The organism is Veillonella parvula, assembly GCF_040097785.1.
GTDB lineage: Bacteria > Bacillota > Negativicutes > Veillonellales > Veillonellaceae > Veillonella > Veillonella parvula_D.
Genome location: NZ_JBBNNS010000001.1, coordinates 81069 through 105670 on the forward strand (window position 1 = coordinate 81069; position 24602 = coordinate 105670).

Below are 24602 nucleotides of genomic sequence, written 5' to 3' on the forward strand. Positions count from 1 at the left end.
AAGTATTGAGGTGATTTATATGAGAATTAATTTTTCTCCTCCAGATATTACAGAGTTAGAAATCAATGAAGTCGTTGAAGCCTTAAAAAGTGGGTGGATTACGACGGGTCCTCGTACTAAAGAATTAGAAAAAAAGATAGCTCATCAGTTAGGTACACCTAAATCCGTTTGTTTAAACTCTGCTACGGCAGCGCTTGAAATGTCTCTTCGCGTATTGGGTATTGGACCTGGAGACGAAGTCATAACTAGTGCTTATTCTTATACAGCTAGTGCGAGTCCTGTAGTTCATGTAGGTGCTACCTTAGTACTCGTTGATACACAGAAAGATGCTTATGAAATGGATTACGATGCAGTCGCTCGCGCTATTACACCAAAAACAAAAGCAATTATCCCTGTTGATGTTGCAGGTGTACCTTGCGATTATGATCGACTACGCTCCATTGTGGATGAAAAAAAATCTCTCTTTATACCTGCTAATGATATTCAAAAAGCATTAGGTCATATCCCTATTGTGGCTGATTGTGCTCATTCCTTTGGTGCATCTTATAAAGGAGTATCAACAGGTAATGTTGCAGACTTTAGTAGTTTTTCCTTCCATGCAGTAAAAAATTTTACTACTGCTGAAGGCGGCTGTGCTACATGGCGTCATATAGATGGTATTGATGATGAAACTATTTACAAGCAATTCCAATTGCTATCTTTGCATGGTCAAGATAAGGATGCTCTTGCAAAAACAAAAGCAGGTGCTTGGGAATATGATATTAAAGGTACCTATTATAAATGTAATATGACGGATATCATGGCGGCTATTGGGCTAGCTCAATTTGAAAGATACCCAAAACTTTTGGCACGTCGTAAAGAACTTATCGAAGCTTATGATACAGCATTTAAGGATTTACCTGTTACATTGTTGAACCATTATACAGATGAGCATGAGAGTAGTGGTCACTTGTATTTAGTCCGTTTAGATGGCCGTGATGCGGAATATCGCAATAAGGTTATAGAAGCTATGGCTGAGGCTGGCATTGCAACGAATGTTCACTATAAGCCAATTCCAATGCATACGGCTTACAAAAACTTAGGCTTTACAATCGATGACTATCCAAATGCTTATGACCAATTTAAGAATGAAATTACATTGCCACTTCATACGCTCCTTACAGATGAAGAAGTGCAATATATCATTGAACAGTTTAAAAGGATTATTACCGAATGCTAGTAAAGAACTTTCATGACCTACCACAAGAGCTACAGTGTGAAGCGGTTCGTCCCTATTTTGAAATATTAAATCAAAGACGTACAAGCCTTCTTTGTAAAAGCATTTTTGACCGCGTAATGGCAGCGGGACTGCTTATTACATTAAGTCCTGTATTTTTGATACTAGCCATCATGATTAAACGAGATAGTGCGGGAGAGGTTTTTTTCCGTCAAACTCGAGTGACACAGTACGGTCGTACCTTTGGCATCTACAAGTTCCGTACTATGGTAAAAAATGCAGAATCTTTAGGAGCACAAGTGACGTCGCAAAATGATATGCGTGTCACTAAGGTCGGAAATATGCTTCGCAGCTGTCGCCTCGATGAATTGCCTCAGCTTATCAATATCCTTTTAGGCGATATGAGTTTTGTTGGTACAAGACCTGAGGTTCCACGTTACGTGTCTGCTTATACAGATGAAATGAAAGCTACCTTATTATTACCAGCTGGGGTTACCAGTATTGCCAGTATTACTTATAAGGATGAAGATCAACTTTTACAAAATGCTCAAAATGTTGATGAAGTCTATATAAATGAGGTTTTACCGGGCAAGATGGCTTGGAATTTAAAGAGTATTAAGGAGTTTTCTTTTTTACAAGATATAAAAACGATGATTGATACAGTATTAGCTGTATTACGTTGAAAGAGGTCCCTATGAGTACATCTATGACAAAGGAAATACAAGAAAAAGAGCTGAATATGTTGCTGTACTTTAAAGAGTTCTGCAATAAACATAATTTGCGCTTTTATCTTTGCGGCGGTGGTCTCATTGGGGCTATACGGCATAATGGATTTATCCCTTGGGATGATGATTTAGATCTATTTATGCCTCGTCCAGATTATGAAAAGTTAGCTAAATTATGGCCCAAATATGCTGACACTGAACGATTTACGTATTGTCGTACTGATCGAGATCACATCTATCATGATGCAGGTGCATCTATAAGAGATAATAATACGACCTTTATTAATCGTCATAGTATGCATGAAGATGTTTGTCATGGTTTAGCACTTGAAATTATGCCTATTGATGGCTGTGCACCCGGCAAAATTAGTCGTGTATTGCAATTGATGTGGGCCATGACGTTTGCACTCTTTAATGCGCAGCGTTTACCAGATAATAAAGGGCCTACATATCGCGCTTTAGCTGGTTATATTTATAAAATCTTTTCCAGTCAGTCTATACGCTATCATATTTGGCGATTTGCAGAAAAGAGAATGACTCAATACGACTTTGATACCAGTGATGAATGTACGGAGTTAATTGGCAGTTTAAAAGGTATGAAGCTACGTCATCCTAGAGAGGACTTTGCTTCTGTTGTATATAAAGACTTTGAAGGTCATCAAATACCTGTTATGAAAGGGTATGAGAGATATTTGCGTCTTATTTGGGGCGACTATATGCAATTACCACCTATAGAACAACGTGTGGCAAAACATGATGCAGTATTTGCTGATCTACATACACCTTACAAGGAGTATAAAGGCATATATTATGCCAAAAAAGAAGCTCAACCATAAGGAGGGCCTATGAAACGAATAGCAGTAATCTTTGCGGGTGGCGTAGGTGCTCGTATGAAAAATAGCAAGACGCCAAAACAATTTTTAGAATGGAACGGTAGACCAATTTTGATTCAAACCTTAGATGTGTTTGAACAAACGGAGACAATTGATGGGATTGTTCTTGCCTGCAAAGCAGAATGGATTGATCATACAAAACAGCTCATCAAAAAGGCGGGGCTACAAAAGGTATTATCCATTGTGCCTGGTGGTGAAAGCGCTCTAGAATCCCAATATAATGGACTCGTAGAGGCTAAGCGTTTATTTCCTGATGATGCGGTGACTGTATTGATTCATGATGGGGTTCGTCCACTTGTAGATAATTCTACTATAGAGAGAAACATAGAATCTGTTGAATCAAAGGGGTCTGCCATTACTGTTACTCCAGCTATAGAAACGGTTATGGTTACCCAAAATGGTTCTATTAACCGCATTTTAAATCGTAATGAATGTCTCATGGCTAAAGCGCCCCAGAGTTTTAGATTAGATGATATTATATCAGTTCATAATCGTGCAAAAGATGAGGGCATTCATGACTTTATTGATTCCGCATCGATGATGATGCACTATGGATATACTCTATATCCTGTATTAGGGGAAACTGAAAATATAAAGATTACAACTCCATCTGATTATTATATGTTCACAGGGATTATTAAAAATCGTGAGCTAGGAGGATTAAAAGATGAGTAATTCCGTTATTCAACGTGAGTTAACGGCTTTAGTACATGAAAAAAATTACTTTCATTTCCTCCGTCATCAACGCATTCTTATAACAGGTGCAACGGGGCTTATTGGATCGATGTTTATAAAATTACTTATACTTGCCAATGAGACTCATGACCTGGATTTAAAAGTGATTGGTCATGTGCGAAGCCATGAAAAGGCAAAAACCATTCTCGGTGAGTATTTAGACAATAAGTCGTTAACCCTAGTAGATGGCTCATTAGAATCTATTGATGTGCCATGTGATTATATTTTGCATGGAGCCGCACCAACACAATCTAAGTTTTTTGTAGAACATCCAGTAGAAACTATCCGTACCTCTATTTATGGTACGGAGGCCATGCTCGAGTTAGGCCGTCGAAAAAAGGTAAAAAAAGTAGTTTATTTATCTAGTATGGAACAATATGGTGTACCTTATGAGTCTGGTCAAGTTATGACTGAAGACCGATTAGGGTATCTTGATCACCTAAATGTTCGTAGTTCTTATTCTGAAAGTAAGAGACTATGTGAATGTTATTGCAAGTCCTATGCTGTGGAATATGGCGTGCCTGCTGTAATAGCTAGACTAGCTCAAACCTTTGGTCCAGGTGTTCCAGTAGCTGATAATCGCGTTTTTATGCAGTTTACTAAGAGTGCTATTAAAAAAGAAGCTATTGTACTTCATACAAAGGGTGATTCTATGTCGAATTATTGCTATATTACCGATGCCTTAACTGGGCTTTTAACTCTTTTAAAAGAGGGACTACCTGGTGAAGCATATAATGTTTGTCATGATGAAGAGACTCGTTCTATTGCAAGCATTGCTCAATTAGTGGCAACTCATGTGAGCAATAATAAGAGTAAAGTTGTTTTTGATATTCCAGAAGATGTACAAGGGTTCGGCTATGCACCGACAGTACACATGTTCTTAAGTTCTAAGAAGTTAAAGTCTTTAGGTTGGAAACCTAAGGTATCAATGGCACAAGCCTATGTAAGACTGGCAGAATATATCCAAGAGGAAGGCTTATGAAAAAGGAAATAATAATTGTCACCATCTCCCTTGGTAACGATGGGGCTGAACGAATCTTAACAGAGTTGGCTCGTCAGTGGGTACATGATGGTCATCATATTACAGTTATCCAAACAAGCCCTAATCGATATGGTAATGAATATGCGTTAGAGAAAGGTATTGAACAAATCGAAATTCATACTACAAGCTCTAATAAAGTCATTCGCTTTATGCAAGAAATAAAAGAACTAATCAAAATCTTAAAGACTAGGCCAAATGCGACATGCTTATCTTTTTTGTCTGCATCGAGTTTTATCTTAGCGATTAGCTCTTGGTTTATAAAAAATCGCATTGTTTTTTCTGAACGCAATAATCCACGCAAAGTTCCTATTGGTTGGCATCAACAAGCATTGCGCAACTTTGCCTTTAGATTTGCAGATACACTAGTATTCCAAACGGAAGATGCTCGTTCTTATTTCCCGAAATCTGTTCAAAATCGCGGTGTTATTATCCCCAATCCTATTAATGGCAAATTGCCACCACCAATAGAGGGGGAACGAGAAAAGACAATTGTTACAGCTTGTCGTTTGCATCCGCAAAAGAATTTGCCTATGATGATTAATGCCTTCAGTATGTTGGCAGACGAGTTTCCAGCGTATAAACTCGTTATTTATGGACAAGGTGTATTAGAGGATGAACTACGAGCTCAAATTAAGTCTCTTAATTTAGAGAATCGCATTTTATTGCCTGGCTTTGCTAGTAATATTTTAGAAAAGGTAGCCCCTTGTTCTATGTTTGTATCATCCTCTGATTTTGAAGGTATTTCAAATTCCATGCTAGAAGCATTGGGTATGGGCTTACCTGTAGTAGTTACAGATTGTCCTGTAGGCGGTGCTCGCATGGTAATTAAAAGTGGAGAGAATGGCATTCTCGTACCTGTAGGTGATACGCAGGCTATGTATGAAGCTATGCGCAGTGTATTAAAGGATCCTGCACTAGCGGCTAAACTTTCACAGAATGCCATCAAAGTACGCGATGAATTTCCATTATGGAAAATCGCAAAACGTTGGTTAGAAGTTTTATGAGTTGTAAGGAGGAGAACCATTGAAGTTAAATATTACGGCTCTTGCTGATCGCATGATATGGTTCATAACTCTAATCTTTTTAGTGTTGTCGTTGACCATTTCCTTTGCCCTTGGCGAAGCGAACTATGGTGCGTATGTATTATTTGTATGCTTATTTGGCCTCATCATTTTTTATCTTATACGAGAACAGGGTGTTATAAAACTGCGGTTTAATTGGATGCATGCTTATATGTTAATTTTTATTGGTGCTTGTTATCTAAGTGCGATTAATGCCACAGATGTTTCCGTAGCTATGAGCCGAAGTTTTGATATGGTCAAGATATTCTTTATGCTCATCATTTTATACATGTGTTATCAAGATAAGAAATCGGTGGATACATTATTAAAGATTGGCATGTGGACAGGCTATATAGTTTGTTTCTATACTGTTTATTTCTACGGTTTAGATTATTTTATTACTGTTTTATCATCCTCAGCACGTATTGCTAATGATGCATTGAATGCGAATACGGTAGGGCTATTGGGTGCCAATGCTATTGTTATGACCTTGTATTATATGCTATACGATCGTCCTCGTTGGTGGCATATTATTGCATTACCAACACTTGGTATTTTAGCGGCTACAGGTAGTCGTAAGGCCTTAGTTTTTGTCGGTGTTGGTACAGTATTACTCTTTATTTTTAAAAGTTTTCGTAGTGCTAATGCGGTCAATTCTATTGTAAAAGTTATTGGTTCCTTATTAGGTCTTACCATTATAGGTATTGCGGTATTGCAATTGCCGATGTTCTCTGAAGTATTAGACCGAATGTCTAACATGGTAGAAGCCTTTACAGGCACAGGGGGGGACTCATCCACTATTATTCGGTTAGCTTTGGTAGATATTGGATGGGACTTATTTTATCAATCTCCCATAACTGGTGTAGGTATCAATAATCCATCTGTATATACTTTTTTCGTGTATGGCAAAGATAATTACTACTTGCATAACAATTATATTGAGTTATTAGCTGGCACGGGTGTCATTGGTTTACTAGCCTATTATTCAATGTATCTCTATGTGGCTTATAATTTAATTCGCTATCGTGATATCCATAGTAATGAATATATAATGGTACTCATTCTATTCCTTTCACAGATTGTTATGGATATGGGTATGGTTTCTTATGAAAGTAAGAGCACTTATTTTTATATGATGTTGTTTTATTTAGAAGTGCAACTGCTTCGGAAAGGACGAAAACATGAAGTTCAGAAAATTGTGTAATGTTGGCATGTCCTTTCTAACAAAACCTTACTATCGTACGAGGGTATTAATTAAATCGGGTTATTATGACTCTTTGTCTGATGAAGACTTTTTGAAGAAGGTATTTCCTAAGTATATGGGATACCCTTTAGATCTAGAAAATCCAAAAACTTTCAGCGAAAAGTTACAATGGCTTAAGGTTAATTTTAGAGACCCAATACAAACAGTGATGGTTGATAAACATGAAGCTAAACATTTTATTGCTCAACGTGTAGGAAATCAGTATATAATACCTACGATTTCCGTATGGAACTCTGTAGATGATATTGATCTTGATAGATTGCCTAATCAATTCGTTTTGAAATGTACACATGATAGTGGAGGCATCGTTATTTGTAAAGATAAATCAACACTTGATTGGGAAGCAGCAAAAGCTAAATTAAGAACATTCTTAAAACGGGATTATTCACGTATTGCTAGAGAGTGGCCTTATAAGAATGTTCCTCGACGTATTATCGGAGAGGAATATTTGTCGGAGTTAGGTAGCAATGACATATTAGATTATAAGATGTATTGCTTTCATGGTGAACCAAAGTTAACAGTAGTATGTTCTAATCGTTTTTCTAAAACAGGAACGCGTATGAACTTCTATGATATCGATTGGAATCCTATGGGAATTCATTTTGGACATTATCCACCGTTACCTACAGAGTTTCCAAAGCCAGATACATATGGTGAAATGCAACAGGTTGCGATGGAGCTTAGCAAAGGGTGTCCATTTTTGCGTGTTGATTTTTATGAAATTAAAGGGCATATATTTATTGGAGAATTAACATTTTTTCCTGGTGCTGGATTTGAAAGATTTCGTCCTATGTCAAAGGATTATGAATTAGGAGAGTGGTTACATCTTGAGAATGTACATCGGGGCTGATTTAGTTCCTACGGATATTAATAAAACATTATTTGAAAACGGTAATGGAGAAGCTTTTGTAGGAAAAGAGCTTTATGAAATTTTGAAGCAATCGGATTTAAATGTTTTCAATTTAGAGGTTCCTCTTACTGATATAGAGACACCCATCGTAAAATTTGGTAATAATTTAATTGCGCCTACAAAAACAATTAATGGATATAAGGCATTAGAGCCGTTATTTTTAACACTGGCTAATAACCACTCCTTAGATCAAGGGGTGGAAGGGTTGACGACAACATTAAATTTGTTGAAGCAGCATAAGATTGCTCATGCTGGAGCTGGAGCTAATTTGAAAGAGGCTAAGAAGCCATTTATCTTTGAAAAAGATAATGTACGTATTGGATTTTATCTTTGTACAGAGAACGAGTTTACTATAGCTACTTGTCATACAATGGGGGCTAATCCTTTTGATGTGCTAGAAAGCTTTGACGAAGTGAAAGTTTTAAAGGCACAATGCGACTACGTCATTGTTCTATATCACGGCGGCAAGGAATTCTATCGCTATCCATCTCCTATGCTACAGAAATATTGCCATAAATTTGTCGATAGTGGAGCGAATCTCGTTATCTGTCAACATAATCATTGTGTAGGGTCTCGCGAAGATTACCAGGGGGGCACTATCATTTATGGACAGGGAAACTTTATTTTTAACTCTGACTTTTATGTAAATCATCAGGAATTTGTGAAAGATGCAATACTAGTTACTATAGACGTAACTAAGGATGATTTTGTGGTGTCTGAATTGCCTATTCGTAGAACCGATAATGGTACACGACTAGCCACAGAAGTTGAAGCTACAGAAACATTAGAGGCTTATAGAAAACGTAGTGAAGAAATTAAAGACCCTCACTTTGTGACTCAAGCTTATAAGGCCTTTGCTGATACACATGTAAAACGTTATTTGCGTGAGTTTTTAGGTAGATCATTTATTGTACGCGCTATTAATGCTTTATTGGGCCGAAAATTGGTAGAACTTATTTTGGGCAAAATGAGTTATTTAGCAATACAAAATTATTTGGAATGTGAAGCTCATCATGAACTATTCTTGAGAGGCATTAAGAATATCAATAAGAAATAATGGATACTAAAATCGTAGCTGCTGCTAAATGGTCTGTTATTACAGAGGTTTTGGCAAAGCTTATCACACCACTGACAAATATAATATTGGCTCATATGTTAGCACCGACTGCATTCGGCATATTGGCGACGATTATGATGGTTATATCTTTTGCGGAAATGCTTGCTGATGCGGGTTTTCAAAAATTTCTTGTTCAGCATGAGTTTGAAAGTACCCAAGATAAGCAAGAGGCCACAGATGTGGCCTTTATTGCCAACCTAGTGTTTTCTCTAGTTTTATGGGGCGCTATCATAATCGGTCGTGATGAATTGGCCGTATTAGTAGGTAATGATGGCTTAGGTATACCTTTAGCCGTGATGGGCGCTATGATTCCTTTATCTGCTTTTAGTAGTGTCCAAATGGCATTGTATCGAAGAGATTTTAATTTCAAGTTTCTTTTAAATATTAGGCTCATAACAATTCTTACACCTATATTGATATCTATACCAATGGCGCTTATGGGGTACGATTATTGGTCTTTAATTGCTGGTATGCTAGGGTCTCAGCTATTTACGGCGTTGGCATTATTAAAGAGTCGGAAGAATCAAATTCATCTGTTTTTTAGTAGTCGCGTCTTTATGAACATGTTTAACTATAGTGCATGGTCTTTAGCTGAAGCATTTTCTATATGGCTCACTGCTTGGGTGGATACATTCATTATTAGCCGTTTTTTAGATGCCTATTATTTGGGTATATATAAGATGTCAATGGCTATTGTTACGACTGTAATGGCTATGGCTACAGCATCTTTGGCTCCTGTATTATTCGCGGCTTTAAGTCGTGTGCAAAATAATCAACAGGCCTTTTCGAATACATTCTTTACATTCCAACGCTATATGGCTCTATTTTTGGTACCTCTAGGTGTAGGCTTATTTGTATTTCAAGACTTTGTTGTTCAGCTTTTACTAGGGCCACAATGGACGTTAGCGGGCATTGTATTAGGTTCCTGGGCATTGAGTTCGGCTATTATGACTGTAACAGCTAATTTGATTTCCGAAATATTTCGTGCAAAAGGGATGCCTAATCTATCATTTTGGGCTCAAATATTACATCTAGTAGTTTTAATACCAGTTATCTATATTTGTATTCAATATGATTTCAGTACCTTTGTATATGCTCGATCGTTAGTAAGAATGGAAATGCTAGTGGCTTCTATGTTGCTACTGGCTTTATTTGTCAATATGAGTGCATTTCGCATAATATCTAATATCAGTGTATATCTCATTACAGCATCTATAGTTGGGTTAATTGCCTATAGTATTTTACATCTCTATGATGCAGTATGGTGGACCGTCGTCTGTATGCTTTTATGTGTTGTATTATATGTGGCTATTTTATACGTCATTCCATCTGAGCGCATAATTATTGCTTCTGGCTATAAAAAAGTCTTAAGTAAAGTAAAACGACATAATTAACAGAACTATGAAAGGAGTACATATGCTTTCAAAAAATGTAGATTTAAACAACACGGTAATCCTTGTAACGGGTGCCGCTGGATTTGTAGGGGCTAATCTAGTTATGTCCTTACTATCTGAAGCAGAAGGGACTCAAATTATTGGCATAGATTCTGTTAATGATTACTATGATGTAGCATTGAAAGAGTATCGATTGCAACAGATTGATGAACTTAGCAAAGATAATAAGAATATATGGATTTTTAAAAAAGGGAATATTGCAGATAAGTCCTTTGTTGATGAAATTTTTGCTATCTATAAACCACGAGTTGTAGTGAATCTAGCAGCTCAAGCAGGGGTTCGTTACTCTATCACTAACCCCGACGCCTATATCGAGTCTAATATTATTGGATTTTATAATATTCTAGAAGCTTGTCGTCATTCTTATGACGATGGTGAAAGAGGTGTAGAGCATTTAGTGTATGCATCATCTTCTTCTGTATATGGTGCAAATAAACAAATCCCATACTCTATAGATGATAAAGTAGATAATCCTGTATCTCTTTATGCAGCTACAAAAAAGTCAAATGAGTTATTGGCTTATTCGTATGCTAAATTATATAACATCCCTAGCACAGGGCTTCGTTTCTTCACTGTATACGGCCCTGCAGGTCGTCCAGATATGGCATACTTTGGTTTTACAAATACATTACGTAATGGTGGGACAATTAAAATTTTTAACTACGGCAATTGTAAGCGTGATTTCACCTATATCGATGATATCGTAGAAGGCGTTTCTAAGGTTATGTCTACTGCACCAGAGCGTCGCAATGGTGCGGATGGCTTGCCGGTTCCACCGTACGCTATTTATAATATCGGCAATAGCAACCCAGAAAATTTACTTGATTTTGTGCGCATTCTTTCAGAGGAATTGGTTTCTGCTGGCGTATTGTCAGAAGATTATAATTTTGAGGAGCATAAAGAATTAGTACCCATGCAACCAGGGGATGTGCCTGTTACATATGCTGATACAAGTGCGTTAGAAGCAGATTTTGGCTTTAAACCTAATACAACCTTACGAGAAGGGTTAAAGCGTTTTGCCATATGGTATAAAGATTTCTATATGATGGAGGGCAAATAAATGAAAATTGCAATTGCTGGTACAGGTTATGTAGGCCTTTCCAATGGTGTGTTGTTAGCTCAACACAATGAAGTGGTGGCCCTCGATATCATCCCAGAAAAAGTAGATATGTTAAATCGCAAAGAGACACCTATTGTAGATGCTGAATTGCAAGAGTATTTAGCTACTAAGGAGTTAAACTTCAAAGCTACACTTGACCCAGTAGAAGCTTTTAACAGTGCAGATTATGTTATCATTTCGACACCTACAAATTATGATCCTCAAAAAAACTTTTTCGATACATCTTCTGTTGAACAAGTTATTAAAACTGTGCTAGAGATTAATCCTGATGCAGTAATGATTATTAAATCAACTGTACCGGTAGGCTATACGGTACAAATGCGTAAAGAATTTAATACGGAGAATTTAATTTTTTCGCCAGAATTCTTGCGTGAAGGTAAAGCCTTATACGATAATTTACATCCATCCCGTATTGTTGTGGGCGAGGATTCTGACAGAGCACGTCGTTTTGGCCAATTACTAGCGGAAGGTGCTATTAAAGAAAATATTCCACAATTATATACTGATTCTACGGAAGCGGAAGCAATTAAATTGTTTGCTAATACGTATTTAGCATTACGTGTAGCGTATTTCAATGAGTTAGACTCCTATGCTGAAGTACGTGGCCTTAGCACAAGTCAAATCATCAAGGGGGTTTGTTTAGATCCTCGTATTGGAGATTTTTATAATAATCCTTCCTTTGGTTATGGTGGTTATTGCTTGCCAAAAGATACAAAGCAATTATTAGCTAACTATAATGATGTACCACAAAACTTAATTTCTGCCATTGTCGATGCGAATAGAACACGTAAAGATCATGTGGCAGATACTATTATTGCTAAAAATCCGAAAATTGTTGGTATCTATCGCTTGACCATGAAGATGAACTCTGATAATTTTAGAGCATCAGCCATTCAAGGTGTTATGAAGCGTATTAAGGCGAAAGGGATTGCTGTGGTAGTATATGAACCTACACTAGATGCAGAAGATTTCTTTAATTCGCCAGTTATACGTAATTTTGAAGATTTTAAGCGTGTTAGTGATGTCATTGTAGCTAATCGCTGGGATAGTAGCTTAGAAGGTGTAAAAGATAAAGTTTATACAAGAGATATTTTTGATAGAGATTAATACAGCTATATGTATTGTGGCGTTTAGGAGAGTAGTATGAAACGTTGGATACTATATATTGTGTTATGTCTAATTGTGTTTTTTATATGGGATAATTCCTTGCAAAATGGAGGAACCTCTGATGGGTTTAGTCTTATTTTTGCAAAGTGGATTGCCCCTATAGCTAATAAATTAGGCTTTTACGGAAATATATGGGCCTTAAATAGGATTATTCGAAAATTAGCCCACCTTACAGAGTTCACAATCCTTGGTGGTGTTTTATATGTAGTTCTACGCCGCTATATTGAATATGACACAGTAGTAAAAACAATAGGAGTGGGTATAGTAATAGCTAGTCTAGATGAATTTATACAATTATTTTCTCTAGGACGCAGCTCTCAACTGTCTGATGTACTGATTGATACAGTTGGTATAATCATCGGTATATCGGTAGTGAAATTAACTTATTATATTAGTCATGATAAAAGATAAAAGTACATTTAAAAATTAAATAATTATTAATATAATAATGTGTAAAATATGACTCATAATTGTAGAGATTATGGGTCATATTTTATGAAGAATAAATGAATATATAAAAAATGTATTAAATGAACATATAATAATTTATTTATTTTTATAGAAAAACCACTATACAAGCGACTGGTCCCTTGTTATAATCGTGAATATAAAATGAATTATAAACTTAAATGAGAAGAACATGAACTTTATAAAAGAGGTCGGTTTTGAAAAGAAAATCGAAAGTAGAAGGGAAAGATTATGAGTCGCGTGGTTGATTTACATGGTTGCATTTTGCCAGCTGTGTTAGGTCCACAAGGGCCTCAAACAATGGCAGAATCAGTAAAAATGATTAAGTCCTTGTCTGAACAAGGTATTACAGATATTTTTAGTACGCCTGATGTAACAGTATCTATGGATCTGAACACATGGAATGCTATGAACTCTTTAGTTAATGAAGTAAAAGTTATGGTTAAGGAGCAACAAGTAGATATAACTATTCACAGTGGAGCTCGCGTAATGCTTTGTGATGAAATGGTTGCATATATAGCTTCTCATCGCAATCAATATACGTTGGGAGATAGCCATTTTATATTAGTTGCTCTTCCACAAAATAGCAAAGTGCATCATATTAATGCGTGGTTATTAAGTCTACTAGATATGGGGCTTGTACCTATTATTAGTGAAGTAGAAACTTATGGACAATTATTTACTAAACCTGAACAATTACTAGCATGGGTTGATAGAGGTATTTTGATTCAATGTAATATGGCATCTTTTGATCATGGTAACGCTAACTATGATAGGGCCATTGAATTATATCGAAATGGTTTAATTCATTTCTTTGGTACTGGTTACAGCGATGGCTGTGATGTTGAGGCGTACCAAGGTTATGTGGAAGCAATTTCTGAATTAGACAATACGTATAAAAAAGATTTGTTGCCAAATATCCATCTTAATGAACGCGACCTCTTAGCTAATCGCACATTTTATCCTTCTGTCCCATCTAGTTGGGTGGGGAAAAAGGGTAATTTCTTAACTCGTCTATTTGGCTTTGCATTATAATTTATATAGGTTCTTTTATCCATGTCATATTGGCATAGATAGAGGAACCTATTTTTACTTTATATTGTATTTAGGGTTGAAAACAACCACCATATATAGTATACTGAGAGGGCAGTAAAAATAGAGGGGTTTTCTAATAATTCTTTACATTTTTACATATAAATTTATAAAAAGTGTGATTAGACATACTTTTTATACTTCTTAACATATATTTTGGCAGTAACAAGATGGGGAGGTTGCCAATATGTTGCAGGTCATTAAGCGTGATGGCACGAAGGTACCATTCGACAAAAACAAGATTGCTTTGGCTATTGAAAAAGCTGAACATAGTAGTACTGGGTTGTACGAAGAGGGCTTGGCACAGCGTATTGCAAATGAAATTGAGGAATATGCTACTAAGCTTCAAAAAGACATGACAATTTATGCTATTGAAGATCAAGTGTATTATAAGTTGATTGAGTATCATAATCCTGCAACGGCACGTGCCTATGAAGGTTACAAAGCTGTTCAAGCTTTTAAACGCCGTCAAAATACAACTGATGATGATGTAATTGGTTTATTAGATCGTAGTAATATCAGTGTTCTTGATGAAAATTCTAATAAGGATGCTGCTATTGTATCTACCCAACGGGATTTAATTGCTGGTGAAGTATCTAAGGATATTGCTCGTCGTAAATTGATTCCTACCGATATTTTGGAAGCCCATGATAGTGGAGCTATCCACTTCCATGATATGGATTATATTATTCAACCTATGTTTAACTGTTGCTTGATTAATTTGGAAGATATGCTTACAAATGGCACAGTAATCAATGGTAAGAAAATCGATACACCTAAGTCTTTCCAAGTTGCTTGTACTGTAACAACACAAATCATTGCACAAGTAGCATCTGGTCAATATGGTGGTCAAAGTATTAATGGTATTGACCGTATTTTGGCACCATTTGTACGTAAATCTTATGAAAAAATCCTCAATAATGTTATTGAAGAGCAAGTTGAGATTTATGGCATGGAGCCTAATATGGAAAAGGCTCGTGAAATAGCGTGGAAACGTACGCGTAAAGAGGTTAAAGATGGTATCCAAACTATTCAATACCAAATCAATACATTGATGACCACAAATGGTCAATCTCCATTTGTTACATTATTTATGTATTTCCAACCAGACTATGAATACGCGAAGGAAGCGGCTCTTATTACAGAAGAAATTTTGCGCCAACGTATTAAAGGTGTAAAAAACGAAGCCGATGTATATATTACACCAGCCTTTCCTAAGTTGATTTATGTTCTTGATGAGCATAATGTAACACCAGATAGTCCATACTATTACTTAACTGAATTGGCAGCACAATGTACGGCTAAGCGCATGTACCCTGACTATATTTCTGCAAAAAAAATGAAGGAAAACTACTCAGGTAATGTCTTTAGTCCTATGGGCTGTCGATCCTTCTTATCTCCTTGGAAGGATGAAAATGGTGAATACAAGTTTGATGGACGTTTTAACATTGGTGTAGTAAGTTTAAACTTACCTCAAATTGGCATTCTAGCCCGCGGTAGTGAAGAACGATATTTTGAAATTTTAGATAAACGACTTGAGTTGGCAGAAAAAGCGCTAATGCTTCGTTATGAATTACTTAAGGACGTAGTGAGTGATGTGTCACCAATCCATTGGCAACACGGTGCTATTGCAAGACTTAAAAAAGGCGAGAAAATTGCCAAATTCTTGACTGGCGGTTATGCGACTATTTCCTTGGGATATATTGGTATTTATGAAGCAACTCGCTTAATTACCGGTGAATCGAATACAGGCGAGAAAGGTCGCATTTTTGCGATGAAGATTATGGATCGCTTAAATGCAGCTGTTGATGAATGGCGAGTTAAACATAACATGGGCTTTGCATTATATGGTACACCTGCTGAAAGTTTAACCCATCGATTCTCTTCTTTGGATCGCGCTCGTTTTGGTATTATTGAGGACATTACGGATAAGGGTTATTATACTAATAGTTATCATGTAAGCGTACGAGAAGAGATTAATGTATTTGACAAGTTCTCCTTTGAATCTGAGTTCCAAAAGAAATCTACAGGTGGCTGTATTTCCTATGCAGAAATTCCTAATATGACTAATAATATTCCAGCTGTTTTGACTATGATTCAATATATTTATGATCATATTTCTTATGCTGAATTTAATACCAAGTCTGACTATTGTCACGAATGTGGCTTTGATGGAGAAATTAAGGTAAATGAACATAACGAGTGGGAATGCCCTCGTTGCCATAATACAAATCGCGATAAATTAACTGTTATCCGTCGTACTTGTGGATACCTTGGTGAAAACTTCTGGAATGAAGGGCGCACAAAGGAAATTAAAGATCGTGTAATGCACATTTAAGATTATTAGAGGTATAGTTTTAATAATTATCCTGTATATTAAGCATATTAAGATAAACTGTTATATAGATTAATATAATTATCATAGACATCTAATGATGTGGGTATGTTAATAGATACGATTTTAGAGTTCTAAATACGATAGTTTTAAATGGTAAAAGCTGTGCCTAAGGCACAGCTTTTACTGTATATATGAGAAATTGAAATATATCTATATAGTGTTGATCAAAGTTGATAGGCACTACTATGGAGGTTATGATGAGATATGGGCAAATAAGACAATATGATATTGCCAATGGAGAAGGGATTCGTACATCTATATTTGTAACAGGTTGTACACATTGTTGTTATAATTGTTTTAATGAAGAATACCAAGATTTTAATGCTGGTAAGGTATGGACGCAAGCTGAGACAGATTTAGTGGTTTCCTATGTGAAGAATCCTACATGTTCAGGTTTAACATTATTAGGTGGGGAGCCATTTCAAAATGTACAAGGCTTATTACCGGTGGTGAGAGCTGTTCGAGCAGCGGCGCCAGAAAAGAAGATTTGGGCCTATTCCGGCTATGAAATAGATGATATCTTAGAAGATGAGTTGCGAAGTGCTTTATTACAAGAAATCGACATTCTCGTAGATGGCCGCTTTGTAGATGAACTTAAGGACCCTGCTTTGCGCTTCAGAGGTTCCTCAAATCAGCGTATCATTGATGTTAAAAAGACATTAGCGGCTGGGGAAATTGTATTAGCGATGGAGTAAATATGATATATGATAAACGATTTATAGGACTCATTATTATAGTTGGCTTTATAGCGGGGCTAGTAGGGGCTTCCTATACGCATTTATTACATGGAATTCAACATTTCGTATATAATTACTCCTCTGCTGATCATCTGAGCTTTGGTGCAGCTGTGGCCCGAGTATCACCGATAGAACGATTAATACCCTTAATCGTCTGTGGCGCGATAGGTGGCGTAGGTTGGGTTTTGATTCACAGATATGGTAAAGGCGTTGTGGATATAAAAACGGCAGTTTCTGGTAAAATGGATATGAATCCAATTACTACTGTTTTACATGCAACACTGCAAATAATTACGGTAGGTATTGGTTCTCCATTAGGTCGAGAAGTTGCACCACGTGAGGCTAGCGCTGGTATTACTACCTTTTTAGTTAAACATTTTGATATAAAACAAGAAGACCGTCAATTATTAATTGCATGTGCTGCAGGCGCTGGTTTAGCTGCAGTTTATAATTCACCATTATCTGCGGCAATTTTCACATTAGAAACTTTGCTTCTTACTTGGAATATACGGGCTATGAGTGCAGCCCTCTTATGTTGTGGTTTGGCTACATTTGTGACGCGACAAGCTGGTGTAGGAGATGTTATACAATATACAATGGCACAACCCAGTTTGGGGAGTCATTATGTAGAGTTTTCTATCGTTTTAGGCGCTATTATTGCAATTGGTGTTGTTTTATTTAATATTACACAAAGTAAGCTACCCGCCATTCATCGTAGTAGTCCTGTAATGATTCCCATTTCTATCGTAGCATTTACACTAATTGGTGTTTTAGCTATGTATTTTCCTGAAATTCTTGGAAATGGTAAAGCAGGCAATGAGTTGACTTTTACGAACGATATCACATGGACATATGCATTGGGTTTATTTGGATCCAAATGGGTAGCTGTTTTACTTGCTTTGGCCGCTGGTGCATATGGTGGTCGTATTACACCATCTATGATGTTAGGTAGTACTTTGGGGATCGTATTTGGTACCGTATGGGCTATTGCTATAGCGCCAGTATCTTTGGGAATGTCTGCTTTTGTGGGGGCCGTAGTATTCTTAGGCCTTGCACAAAAAATGCCTATGACATCTTGTGTATTTATGCTTGAATTATCTCGTTTCTCTGTAGAGATGTTGTTTCCTATAGCTTTAACAATGGGGACAGCCCTTATGGTAGAGCAAATTATTCAATCAAAATTAAATAGCGCTAAGTAGCAATAAATAACAGTTAATAAAAGTTAAATATAATATATAGAAAAGAAGCGGATAGTTGAGTTAATCAACTATCCGCTTTTAATGTATATGTAATTATACGATTTTGGCGTTTTTATCGTATTCCTCGCCACCCGCATCAGGAAGCATGCCATATTCTACAGTCCACAAGTGTTTATATTTTAGTGCTTGATTGTGAATACGTTCGATTTGCGTTTCATCTGTACGAGCTATGCGAGCTGGGATTCCAACAACTAAAGAATTAGGTGGGATTACAGTGTTCTCCTTTATGACTGCACCAGCAGCAATAATAGAGCCAGAGCCAATATGACAACCGCTCAATACAATAGCGCCCATTCCAACTAATACATTATCTTCAATGGTACTAGCGTGTACTATTGCACCATGGCCAATTGTTACATAATCTCCAAGAATGCAAGCCCTGTCGTCATCAACGTGTAATACAGAGTTATCCTGTACATTGGAATAGCGACCTACTACAATTTTATTTACATCACCGCGAAGTGCGCAGTTTTGCCAAATGGAAGCATATTCTTTTAGTTCAACATCACCTGCAAGTTCTGCACCAGGCATAACACAACTTTTGGAATCTAATTTGGGATATTTTCCGTGAAATGGTAACATAAGGAACTCCTAATTTATTAACTATACGATTTCAATAAGACGTTGTGCTTTACGAATAGACATAATAGCTTCGTTCATTACTGTTTGTACTATAGTGTGAGCAGGTTCAATAGTAGTAAGTCGGTTTAAACCTTGTCCAACTTGTACAGCACCATTTACAACATCGCCATCGATAGCAGCACGTTTGTTAGTACCTTGGGACATTTTGGTGCGTTCTTCAGGAGTAGTGACACCATCTGTTTCGGCAGCTAAGTAACGTGTAGTGAATTCGTTTTTCAAGCTACGTACTCCACCGTGACCGGAGAGGAGACCCGTTACAACAGAGTCTGTATCTGTGGCTTTGATAATTGCTTCTTTCATATTTATGTGGGCTTGGCATTCTTCAGCTAACAAAAAACGGGAACCCATTTGTACACCCTCAGCACCCATCAACAATGCTGCTGCAATACCACGACCATCTACGATAGCGCCTGCTACAACAACAGGAATGGAAATCTCAGGTAAAATATTTTCCATCAAGGACATGGTTGTTTGGCTACCAATATGTCCACCAGCTTCCATACCCTCAATAATAATTGCATCAGCACCAGCCTCTTCAATGCGTTTAGCAAGTTTTAGAGATGGAACAACAGGGATAACTTTAATGCCTGCATCTTGCAATGGTTTAATATATGGTACAGGATTGCCTGCTCCAAGTGTTACAAATGCAGGCTTTTCTTCAATGATAATATCCACTAATTCGTCTTTATTGGGAGCCATTAACATGAGATTGACTCCGAAAGGCTTATCCGTTAAGTCTTTACAGGCACGAATCTCGTTGCGCGTCCATTCTGCATCACGACCACCAAGAGCAATTACACCTGTAGCACCTGCATTAGCTACGGCAGCAACTAGTTTGTGTTCAGATACCCAAGCCATAGCACCTTGGATGATAGGGTATTCGATTTGTAAAAGTTGTGTTAACGCTGTTCTCATAAAGCCTCCTATGATAACAATTAGATTTACTGAAACTTTATTATACCTTTATAGGAGAATTTTATATAAGAATGATTTTATTTTCTTATATAAAATTAGAGTATTAATAAAGTCAAGAATATTCATCAGTATATACTTATATACTAAAGAGATTAAGCGTAATATTATTTGGAGATTATATGTAGTCACATAATCTCTTCTCTATATAATAGTATAATATAGTAATTATGTACACCTTAGATAAGGTTATTATAGTTATTTATTTAAACAATATGCTTTCAAAATTAATTTCCAATTATTAGATTAAAATAAAATATTCAGCAGTAGTCTAAAGATAAAAAAACTAAATGATAATATATTTCAAATGAGTTAAGTAGTAGAAAACCGCATAGTATCTATGATTATTAAATATTATAAAAAATGAGAAAATAAGAAAATGAGTATTGAAAAGTTTCGATGTCTTTGATATACTACATTACAGATAGAGTATCTGAATTAATTAAAGATAAACATTAAACAATAATTTTCAAGTGAAGGAGGAAATACACATGGAAAAATATGTATGCGTAGTATGTGGTTGGGTTTATGACGAAGCTGTTGAAGGCGTAAAATTCGAAGATCAACCAGCTGATTATGTTTGCCCAATTTGCGGTGTTGGTAAAGACCAATTCGAAAAAATGTAATTGACTTACCAAAAGGCTATCTTGAGTCCACTTGAGATAGTCTTTTTTATTTGACAAAGCACCATGTCATGTTTATAATATTATGAGTCGAGGTAAGATTATGAAACTGCAAGTAGAGCAAGCAAAAGAACATATAGGAAAGAAATTTCCTTATAGCTATACGATATCAGCCTCTGAGCTTGGTGACGTAACTGCTTTTCCTTGGAGCCGTCATGATATAACCATTAGTGGTGAGTTTTGGTTTGATGGTCAAAATTACATCGTTCAAGGTTCGATTCAGTCTAAAGGCGATTATGATTGTTCCCGTTGTTTAAATACCACAGAACATTATCGAAAAGATTTCTTTCAGGAAATCTTTAGTGATTGTCGAGATGCTGCAGATGATGTGAATTCTTTTGATGGAGAAGAAATTGACTTAACTGAACTAATTAGGGATACATTAATCATCAATGAGCCCTCTCAAGTGTTATGTCAGGATGATTGCAAAGGATTGTGCGTTCATTGCGGAGCAAATTTAAATGTTTCACCTTGTTCTTGTGAATCCTTTGTGGTGGATCCTCGATTTGCAGAGTTACGTGCTTTGCTTGATGAGAAAGATGATAGATTATCCTAATGATTGTACTAAGGAGGTGCAGATAATGGCAGTACCTAAACGTAGATTGTCTAAATGCCGTCGCGATCGTCGTCGTGCTAATTGGAAATTAGAAGCTCCTGGTTATGTAGCATGTCCACAATGCCACGAACCTAAGATGCCTCATCGTGTTTGCCCTACATGTGGTCACTATAAAGGTGAACAAGTAGTAGCTAATGCTTAATATGTGAGCAGAGAGAGACGCCTACTTTGTAGGCGTCTTTTTTATATGCTTTCAAAATATACACTCATATTTTTATATGTTTCGTTATCAATAGCAAGTGTCACTATTTTATAGTAAGATTATTCTATAAGATGGTGACACATTTTTATTTTTTATAAACAATAATACTAAAATATAAAAAAACAACTATATTTTGTATATGCTATGAAAAAATCTTACTATATGTATGAAAAGTCTTGCCAATAAGGGAATTATTGTATATACTTAGGATGTAATATTAATACTAGGTCATAAAAGGTGGTCCCATGAGTCGGTTAAAGAAGCAAGAGCGCCAGAAGCAGTTACAAGAAAAACTGAATATTACGCCATTTCTTACTGATGAAGAATTGGCAACACACTTTGGTGTAAGTGTGCCAACAATTCGTCTCGATCGACTAGAATTGGGTATTCCTGAATTGCGTGAACGCATTCGTGTTATGGCTACAGGTCAATCACATGAAATGGCAGAACATGTATCATATGAAGTGGTTGGCGAATTGATTGATGTCACCGAGGGGCACCAAGCATTATCTATGTTGCGTACTACGGCTGATATGGAAGATCAATTTGGATATGTAGAACCGCAGTATTTATATGCTCAAGCAAATTCCCTTGCAAAAGTGGTTATGGGGACGACTGTTTGCTCTGCGGAAGTTGGAAATATAAAATATAAGAACCCGGTAGGATCTGGTACTAATTTGGTAGCGAAAGCAGAAATTGTTCGTCGCCGAGGTAATAAGTTCTTTATTTGGGTTATAATAAGAGATAAAATAAAAGAAGTGTTTCGCGCAAAATTTATTATGGAATCCGTAGAGAATAGGGTGTAAATTATGAAAATTGCAATAGACGCCATGGGTGGCGACTTTGCTCCAATGGAGACTGTACTTGGATCCATTGAAGCCGTACGAGCAAATCAACACATTGAAGTGGTGCTCGTCGGCGATGAGCAGCAAATTTTTGATATATTAGAAGCTAATAATGAAGCTAAGAATCCACGTATTTCTGTACATCATGCTAGCCAGGTAATCGGCATGGATGAACATCCAGGTCAAGCATTGCGCAAGAAAAAAGATGCATCTGTTGTGGTCGCTACTTCGTTGGTTCGCGATAATCGTTGTGATGCTGTAATTGCTCCGGGGAGTACGGGAGCTGCTGTTGCAGCGGCTTTGTTTGGTCTCGGTCGCATTAAGGGCATTGATCGCCCTGTCATTGCAACTCCAATGCCAACGGTAAGTGGTATAACAGTTATGTTAGACTCTGGTGCAAATTCTAATAGTAAACCTAAACATCTTGTACAAGGTGCTTTAATGGGGTCTGAATACGCTAAGCTTTTATTAGGAAAAGAAAATCCTACTGTAGGATTGTTAAATATTGGTGAAGAGGCCACAAAGGGGAACGATGTCGTATTGGCGACATATCCGATTTTGGAGGGTATGAAGACTATCAATTTTAAAGGAAATATTGAAGGTCGTGATATTCCTAAAGGTGCCGTTGATGTTGTCGTATGTGATGGCTTCGTAGGCAATGTGGTACTTAAATTTGCGGAAGGTTTAGTAACAGGTCTTACGCAATTAGTAAAGGATAGTATCATGGCAGGAAGTATTTTCGCCAAGATAGGAGCTATGCTTGTAAAGCCAGCTTTGAAAAAGATGGCAAAACGTTTGGATCACACAGAAAATGGTGGTGCTCCGCTCTTGGGAGTTAATGGGGTATTCATGATTGCTCATGGTAGTTCTAAAGCAAAAGAAATAAAAACTGCTATTGAAATTGCTAGTGATTTAGTAGAGCGTAAAATTATTCAACACATAAGAGAAACGATGGATATTGAAGGAGCCTTAAAGTATGACTATGATGAATAAACCTGTAGGAATCATTGGTACTGGGAGCTTCCTTCCTGACAATGTAGTAACAAACTTTGATCTTGAAAAAATGGTTGATACCAATGATCAATGGATTAGAGAGCGTACGGGTATAGAAGAACGACGCATTGCACCGGAAGGCATGAATACATCCTATATGGCGACCGAGGCAGCAAAAAAAGCTATGCAAATGGCTAATGTCACTGCAGAGGAAATCGACATGATTATCTTTGCTACCTTAACACCAGATATGATTATTCCTTCGGCAGCTTGTGTATTGCAAGCGAACTTAGGCGCTAAAAACGCTGCAGCCTATGATTTACAAGCGGCATGCTCTGGGTTTGTATATGGATTGATTACTGCCGCTAGTTATATTAGTTCTGGTATTTATAAAAAAGTACTCGTCGTGGGGGCGGAAATTCTTTCCCGTCGAGTAAACTGGAATGATCGTGGTACATGTATCCTCTTTGGTGATGGTGCTGGGGCTGCAGTAGTATCTGAAGTACCTGAAGGCTATGGCATTAAAGGTATTGACATGGGCGCCGATGGTACTGGCGGACCAGCGCTTTGCATTCCTGCAGGTGGCACTGCTGTGGTGGCAAATGATCAACGCGTAGAAGAGGGCTTAACATTTATTCATATGGATGGCCCTGAAGTATATAAATTTGCCGTTAAAACGATGGGGCGTACGGTTTTAAAATCCTTAGAACGCGCTGGTATGGAGTTAAACGAATTAGATTACTTCATTCCTCATCAAGCGAATATTCGTATTATTGATTCGGCAGCCAAACGTTTACATCTGCCAATGGAAAAAGTTTTTGTTAATTTACATAAGTATGGTAATACATCTGCCGCGTCTGTAGCGATTGCACTTGATGAAGCTAATCGCGAGGGACGTTTCAAACGCGGTGATAATGTTGCGTTTGCAGGATTTGGTGCAGGCCTAACATGGGCAAGCCTGGTCTTGAAATGGTATTAAGGAGGACACATC

The 24602-nt window shown here is 37.0% G+C and carries 25 protein-coding genes; 23 read left to right on the top strand and 2 right to left on the bottom strand.

Going from position 1 to position 24602, the window contains the following annotated elements; all coding sequences use genetic code 11:
- Window positions 1-19: 19 nt before the first annotated feature.
- The 17 genes from AAA071_RS00370 to AAA071_RS00450 all read left to right on the top strand — a co-directional run bounded on the left by AAA071_RS00370 (window position 20) and on the right by AAA071_RS00450 (window position 18598).
- Window positions 20-1219, top strand: a complete 1200-nt coding sequence (locus AAA071_RS00370; RefSeq protein ID WP_058948430.1) for a DegT/DnrJ/EryC1/StrS family aminotransferase — start codon at window positions 20-22, stop codon at window positions 1217-1219.
- Window positions 1213-1899 (top strand): sugar transferase, encoded by a 687-nt coding sequence (locus AAA071_RS00375; protein WP_058948431.1) that lies wholly within the window; start codon window positions 1213-1215, stop codon window positions 1897-1899. The genes AAA071_RS00370 and AAA071_RS00375 overlap by 7 nt, the downstream gene beginning before the upstream one ends.
- An 11-nt stretch (window positions 1900-1910) precedes the next feature.
- Window positions 1911-2777, top strand: a complete 867-nt coding sequence (locus AAA071_RS00380) for a LicD family protein (RefSeq protein ID WP_058948432.1) — start codon at window positions 1911-1913, stop codon at window positions 2775-2777.
- 9 nt (window positions 2778-2786) lie between these two features.
- Complete coding sequence (locus AAA071_RS00385; RefSeq protein WP_058948433.1) at window positions 2787-3509, top strand: IspD/TarI family cytidylyltransferase; 723 nt, start codon at window positions 2787-2789, stop codon at window positions 3507-3509.
- A complete protein-coding gene (locus AAA071_RS00390; RefSeq protein ID WP_316581593.1) occupies window positions 3502-4551 on the top strand; it encodes an NAD-dependent epimerase/dehydratase family protein in 1050 nt (349 codons plus the stop codon). Before AAA071_RS00385 ends, AAA071_RS00390 begins: the two co-directional genes overlap by 8 nt.
- On the top strand, window positions 4548-5615 hold the full coding sequence (locus AAA071_RS00395; RefSeq protein WP_105086568.1) for a glycosyltransferase: 1068 nt from the start codon (window positions 4548-4550) through the stop codon (window positions 5613-5615). Before AAA071_RS00390 ends, AAA071_RS00395 begins: the two co-directional genes overlap by 4 nt.
- Before the next feature lie 19 nt (window positions 5616-5634).
- Entirely contained in the window at window positions 5635-6876 is a 1242-nt protein-coding gene (locus AAA071_RS00400; protein ID WP_004693397.1) for an O-antigen ligase family protein, read from the top strand.
- On the top strand, window positions 6854-7786 hold the full coding sequence (locus AAA071_RS00405) for an ATP-grasp fold amidoligase family protein (RefSeq protein ID WP_105086567.1): 933 nt from the start codon (window positions 6854-6856) through the stop codon (window positions 7784-7786). The genes AAA071_RS00400 and AAA071_RS00405 overlap by 23 nt, the downstream gene beginning before the upstream one ends.
- Entirely contained in the window at window positions 7770-8903 is a 1134-nt protein-coding gene (locus tag AAA071_RS00410) for a CapA family protein (RefSeq protein ID WP_229055787.1), read from the top strand. Before AAA071_RS00405 ends, AAA071_RS00410 begins: the two co-directional genes overlap by 17 nt.
- Complete coding sequence (locus AAA071_RS00415) at window positions 8903-10357, top strand: lipopolysaccharide biosynthesis protein (RefSeq protein ID WP_316581594.1); 1455 nt, start codon at window positions 8903-8905, stop codon at window positions 10355-10357. Before AAA071_RS00410 ends, AAA071_RS00415 begins: the two co-directional genes overlap by 1 nt.
- Window positions 10358-10379: 22 nt before the next feature.
- Window positions 10380-11477: an NAD-dependent epimerase/dehydratase family protein gene (locus AAA071_RS00420; protein ID WP_024061192.1), complete on the top strand. Its 1098-nt coding sequence runs from the start codon at window positions 10380-10382 to the stop codon at window positions 11475-11477.
- Entirely contained in the window at window positions 11478-12644 is a 1167-nt protein-coding gene (locus AAA071_RS00425; protein ID WP_004696963.1) for a nucleotide sugar dehydrogenase, read from the top strand.
- Window positions 12645-12680: 36 nt separating this feature from the next.
- Window positions 12681-13115 carry a VanZ family protein gene (locus AAA071_RS00430; RefSeq protein ID WP_004697058.1) on the top strand — a complete coding sequence of 145 codons (435 nt, stop codon included), beginning with the start codon at window positions 12681-12683 and terminating at the stop codon, window positions 13113-13115.
- Window positions 13116-13403: 288 nt separating this feature from the next.
- Window positions 13404-14207: a tyrosine-protein phosphatase gene (locus AAA071_RS00435; RefSeq protein WP_004697179.1), complete on the top strand. Its 804-nt coding sequence runs from the start codon at window positions 13404-13406 to the stop codon at window positions 14205-14207.
- A gap of 244 nt (window positions 14208-14451) precedes the next feature.
- On the top strand, window positions 14452-16602 hold the full coding sequence (gene nrdD / locus AAA071_RS00440; RefSeq protein WP_004697088.1) for an anaerobic ribonucleoside-triphosphate reductase: 2151 nt from the start codon (window positions 14452-14454) through the stop codon (window positions 16600-16602).
- A gap of 257 nt (window positions 16603-16859) precedes the next feature.
- On the top strand, window positions 16860-17357 hold the full coding sequence (nrdG, locus tag AAA071_RS00445; protein WP_004697282.1) for an anaerobic ribonucleoside-triphosphate reductase activating protein: 498 nt from the start codon (window positions 16860-16862) through the stop codon (window positions 17355-17357).
- 2 nt (window positions 17358-17359) lie between these two features.
- Window positions 17360-18598 carry a chloride channel protein gene (locus tag AAA071_RS00450; protein WP_004697215.1) on the top strand — a complete coding sequence of 413 codons (1239 nt, stop codon included), beginning with the start codon at window positions 17360-17362 and terminating at the stop codon, window positions 18596-18598.
- A 93-nt stretch (window positions 18599-18691) separates the two neighbouring features.
- Here AAA071_RS00450 and AAA071_RS00455 read toward each other — a convergent pair whose 3' ends face one another.
- Together AAA071_RS00455 and AAA071_RS00460 are read right to left on the bottom strand one after the other, a co-directional pair.
- Window positions 18692-19240: a gamma carbonic anhydrase family protein gene (locus tag AAA071_RS00455; RefSeq protein ID WP_349233992.1), complete on the bottom strand. Its 549-nt coding sequence runs from the start codon at window positions 19238-19240 to the stop codon at window positions 18692-18694.
- Window positions 19241-19261: 21 nt separating this feature from the next.
- Entirely contained in the window at window positions 19262-20215 is a 954-nt protein-coding gene (locus tag AAA071_RS00460; RefSeq protein WP_004697213.1) for a nitronate monooxygenase, read from the bottom strand.
- Between the two features lie 548 nt (window positions 20216-20763).
- Between AAA071_RS00460 and AAA071_RS00465 the strand changes: the two genes are divergently transcribed.
- From AAA071_RS00465 to AAA071_RS00490, 6 genes are all read left to right on the top strand, one after another.
- Window positions 20764-20898 (top strand): rubredoxin, encoded by a 135-nt coding sequence (locus tag AAA071_RS00465; protein WP_004693422.1) that lies wholly within the window; start codon window positions 20764-20766, stop codon window positions 20896-20898.
- Between the two features lie 100 nt (window positions 20899-20998).
- Window positions 20999-21511: a YceD family protein gene (locus tag AAA071_RS00470; RefSeq protein ID WP_004697400.1), complete on the top strand. Its 513-nt coding sequence runs from the start codon at window positions 20999-21001 to the stop codon at window positions 21509-21511.
- Between the two features lie 25 nt (window positions 21512-21536).
- Entirely contained in the window at window positions 21537-21713 is a 177-nt protein-coding gene (rpmF, locus tag AAA071_RS00475) for a 50S ribosomal protein L32 (protein ID WP_004693428.1), read from the top strand.
- A gap of 305 nt (window positions 21714-22018) precedes the next feature.
- A complete protein-coding gene (fapR, locus tag AAA071_RS00480) occupies window positions 22019-22579 on the top strand; it encodes a transcription factor FapR (protein WP_004693429.1) in 561 nt (186 codons plus the stop codon).
- Window positions 22580-22582: 3 nt separating this feature from the next.
- Entirely contained in the window at window positions 22583-23611 is a 1029-nt protein-coding gene (gene plsX / locus AAA071_RS00485) for a phosphate acyltransferase PlsX (RefSeq protein ID WP_004693432.1), read from the top strand.
- Window positions 23595-24590, top strand: a complete 996-nt coding sequence (locus AAA071_RS00490; protein ID WP_012864189.1) for a beta-ketoacyl-ACP synthase III — start codon at window positions 23595-23597, stop codon at window positions 24588-24590. The genes plsX and AAA071_RS00490 overlap by 17 nt, the downstream gene beginning before the upstream one ends.
- The last annotated feature ends 12 nt before the right edge of the window (window positions 24591-24602 follow it).

Bases quoted from the DNA above. Each gene is read 5' to 3' on its own strand.
- AAA071_RS00455 (WP_349233992.1), bottom strand. From the start codon at position 19,240: ATGTTACCATTTCACGGAAAATATCCCAAATTAGATTCCAAAAGTTGT.
- AAA071_RS00465 (WP_004693422.1), top strand. From the start codon at position 20,764: ATGGAAAAATATGTATGCGTAGTATGTGGTTGGGTTTATGACGAAGCT.
- AAA071_RS00425 (WP_004696963.1), top strand. From the start codon at position 11,478: ATGAAAATTGCAATTGCTGGTACAGGTTATGTAGGCCTTTCCAATGGT.
- AAA071_RS00375 (WP_058948431.1), top strand. From the start codon at position 1,213: ATGCTAGTAAAGAACTTTCATGACCTACCACAAGAGCTACAGTGTGAA.
- AAA071_RS00460 (WP_004697213.1), bottom strand. From the start codon at position 20,215: ATGAGAACAGCGTTAACACAACTTTTACAAATCGAATACCCTATCATC.
- AAA071_RS00430 (WP_004697058.1), top strand. From the start codon at position 12,681: ATGAAACGTTGGATACTATATATTGTGTTATGTCTAATTGTGTTTTTT.
- AAA071_RS00390 (WP_316581593.1), top strand. From the start codon at position 3,502: ATGAGTAATTCCGTTATTCAACGTGAGTTAACGGCTTTAGTACATGAA.
- rpmF (WP_004693428.1), top strand. From the start codon at position 21,537: ATGGCAGTACCTAAACGTAGATTGTCTAAATGCCGTCGCGATCGTCGT.
- AAA071_RS00370 (WP_058948430.1), top strand. From the start codon at position 20: ATGAGAATTAATTTTTCTCCTCCAGATATTACAGAGTTAGAAATCAAT.
- AAA071_RS00435 (WP_004697179.1), top strand. From the start codon at position 13,404: ATGAGTCGCGTGGTTGATTTACATGGTTGCATTTTGCCAGCTGTGTTA.
- AAA071_RS00490 (WP_012864189.1), top strand. From the start codon at position 23,595: ATGACTATGATGAATAAACCTGTAGGAATCATTGGTACTGGGAGCTTC.
- AAA071_RS00470 (WP_004697400.1), top strand. From the start codon at position 20,999: ATGAAACTGCAAGTAGAGCAAGCAAAAGAACATATAGGAAAGAAATTT.
- AAA071_RS00380 (WP_058948432.1), top strand. From the start codon at position 1,911: ATGAGTACATCTATGACAAAGGAAATACAAGAAAAAGAGCTGAATATG.
- AAA071_RS00385 (WP_058948433.1), top strand. From the start codon at position 2,787: ATGAAACGAATAGCAGTAATCTTTGCGGGTGGCGTAGGTGCTCGTATG.
- AAA071_RS00405 (WP_105086567.1), top strand. From the start codon at position 6,854: ATGAAGTTCAGAAAATTGTGTAATGTTGGCATGTCCTTTCTAACAAAA.
- AAA071_RS00420 (WP_024061192.1), top strand. From the start codon at position 10,380: ATGCTTTCAAAAAATGTAGATTTAAACAACACGGTAATCCTTGTAACG.
- nrdD (WP_004697088.1), top strand. From the start codon at position 14,452: ATGTTGCAGGTCATTAAGCGTGATGGCACGAAGGTACCATTCGACAAA.
- nrdG (WP_004697282.1), top strand. From the start codon at position 16,860: ATGAGATATGGGCAAATAAGACAATATGATATTGCCAATGGAGAAGGG.
- AAA071_RS00450 (WP_004697215.1), top strand. From the start codon at position 17,360: ATGATATATGATAAACGATTTATAGGACTCATTATTATAGTTGGCTTT.
- AAA071_RS00395 (WP_105086568.1), top strand. From the start codon at position 4,548: ATGAAAAAGGAAATAATAATTGTCACCATCTCCCTTGGTAACGATGGG.
- AAA071_RS00410 (WP_229055787.1), top strand. From the start codon at position 7,770: ATGTACATCGGGGCTGATTTAGTTCCTACGGATATTAATAAAACATTA.
- fapR (WP_004693429.1), top strand. From the start codon at position 22,019: ATGAGTCGGTTAAAGAAGCAAGAGCGCCAGAAGCAGTTACAAGAAAAA.
- plsX (WP_004693432.1), top strand. From the start codon at position 22,583: ATGAAAATTGCAATAGACGCCATGGGTGGCGACTTTGCTCCAATGGAG.
- AAA071_RS00415 (WP_316581594.1), top strand. From the start codon at position 8,903: ATGGATACTAAAATCGTAGCTGCTGCTAAATGGTCTGTTATTACAGAG.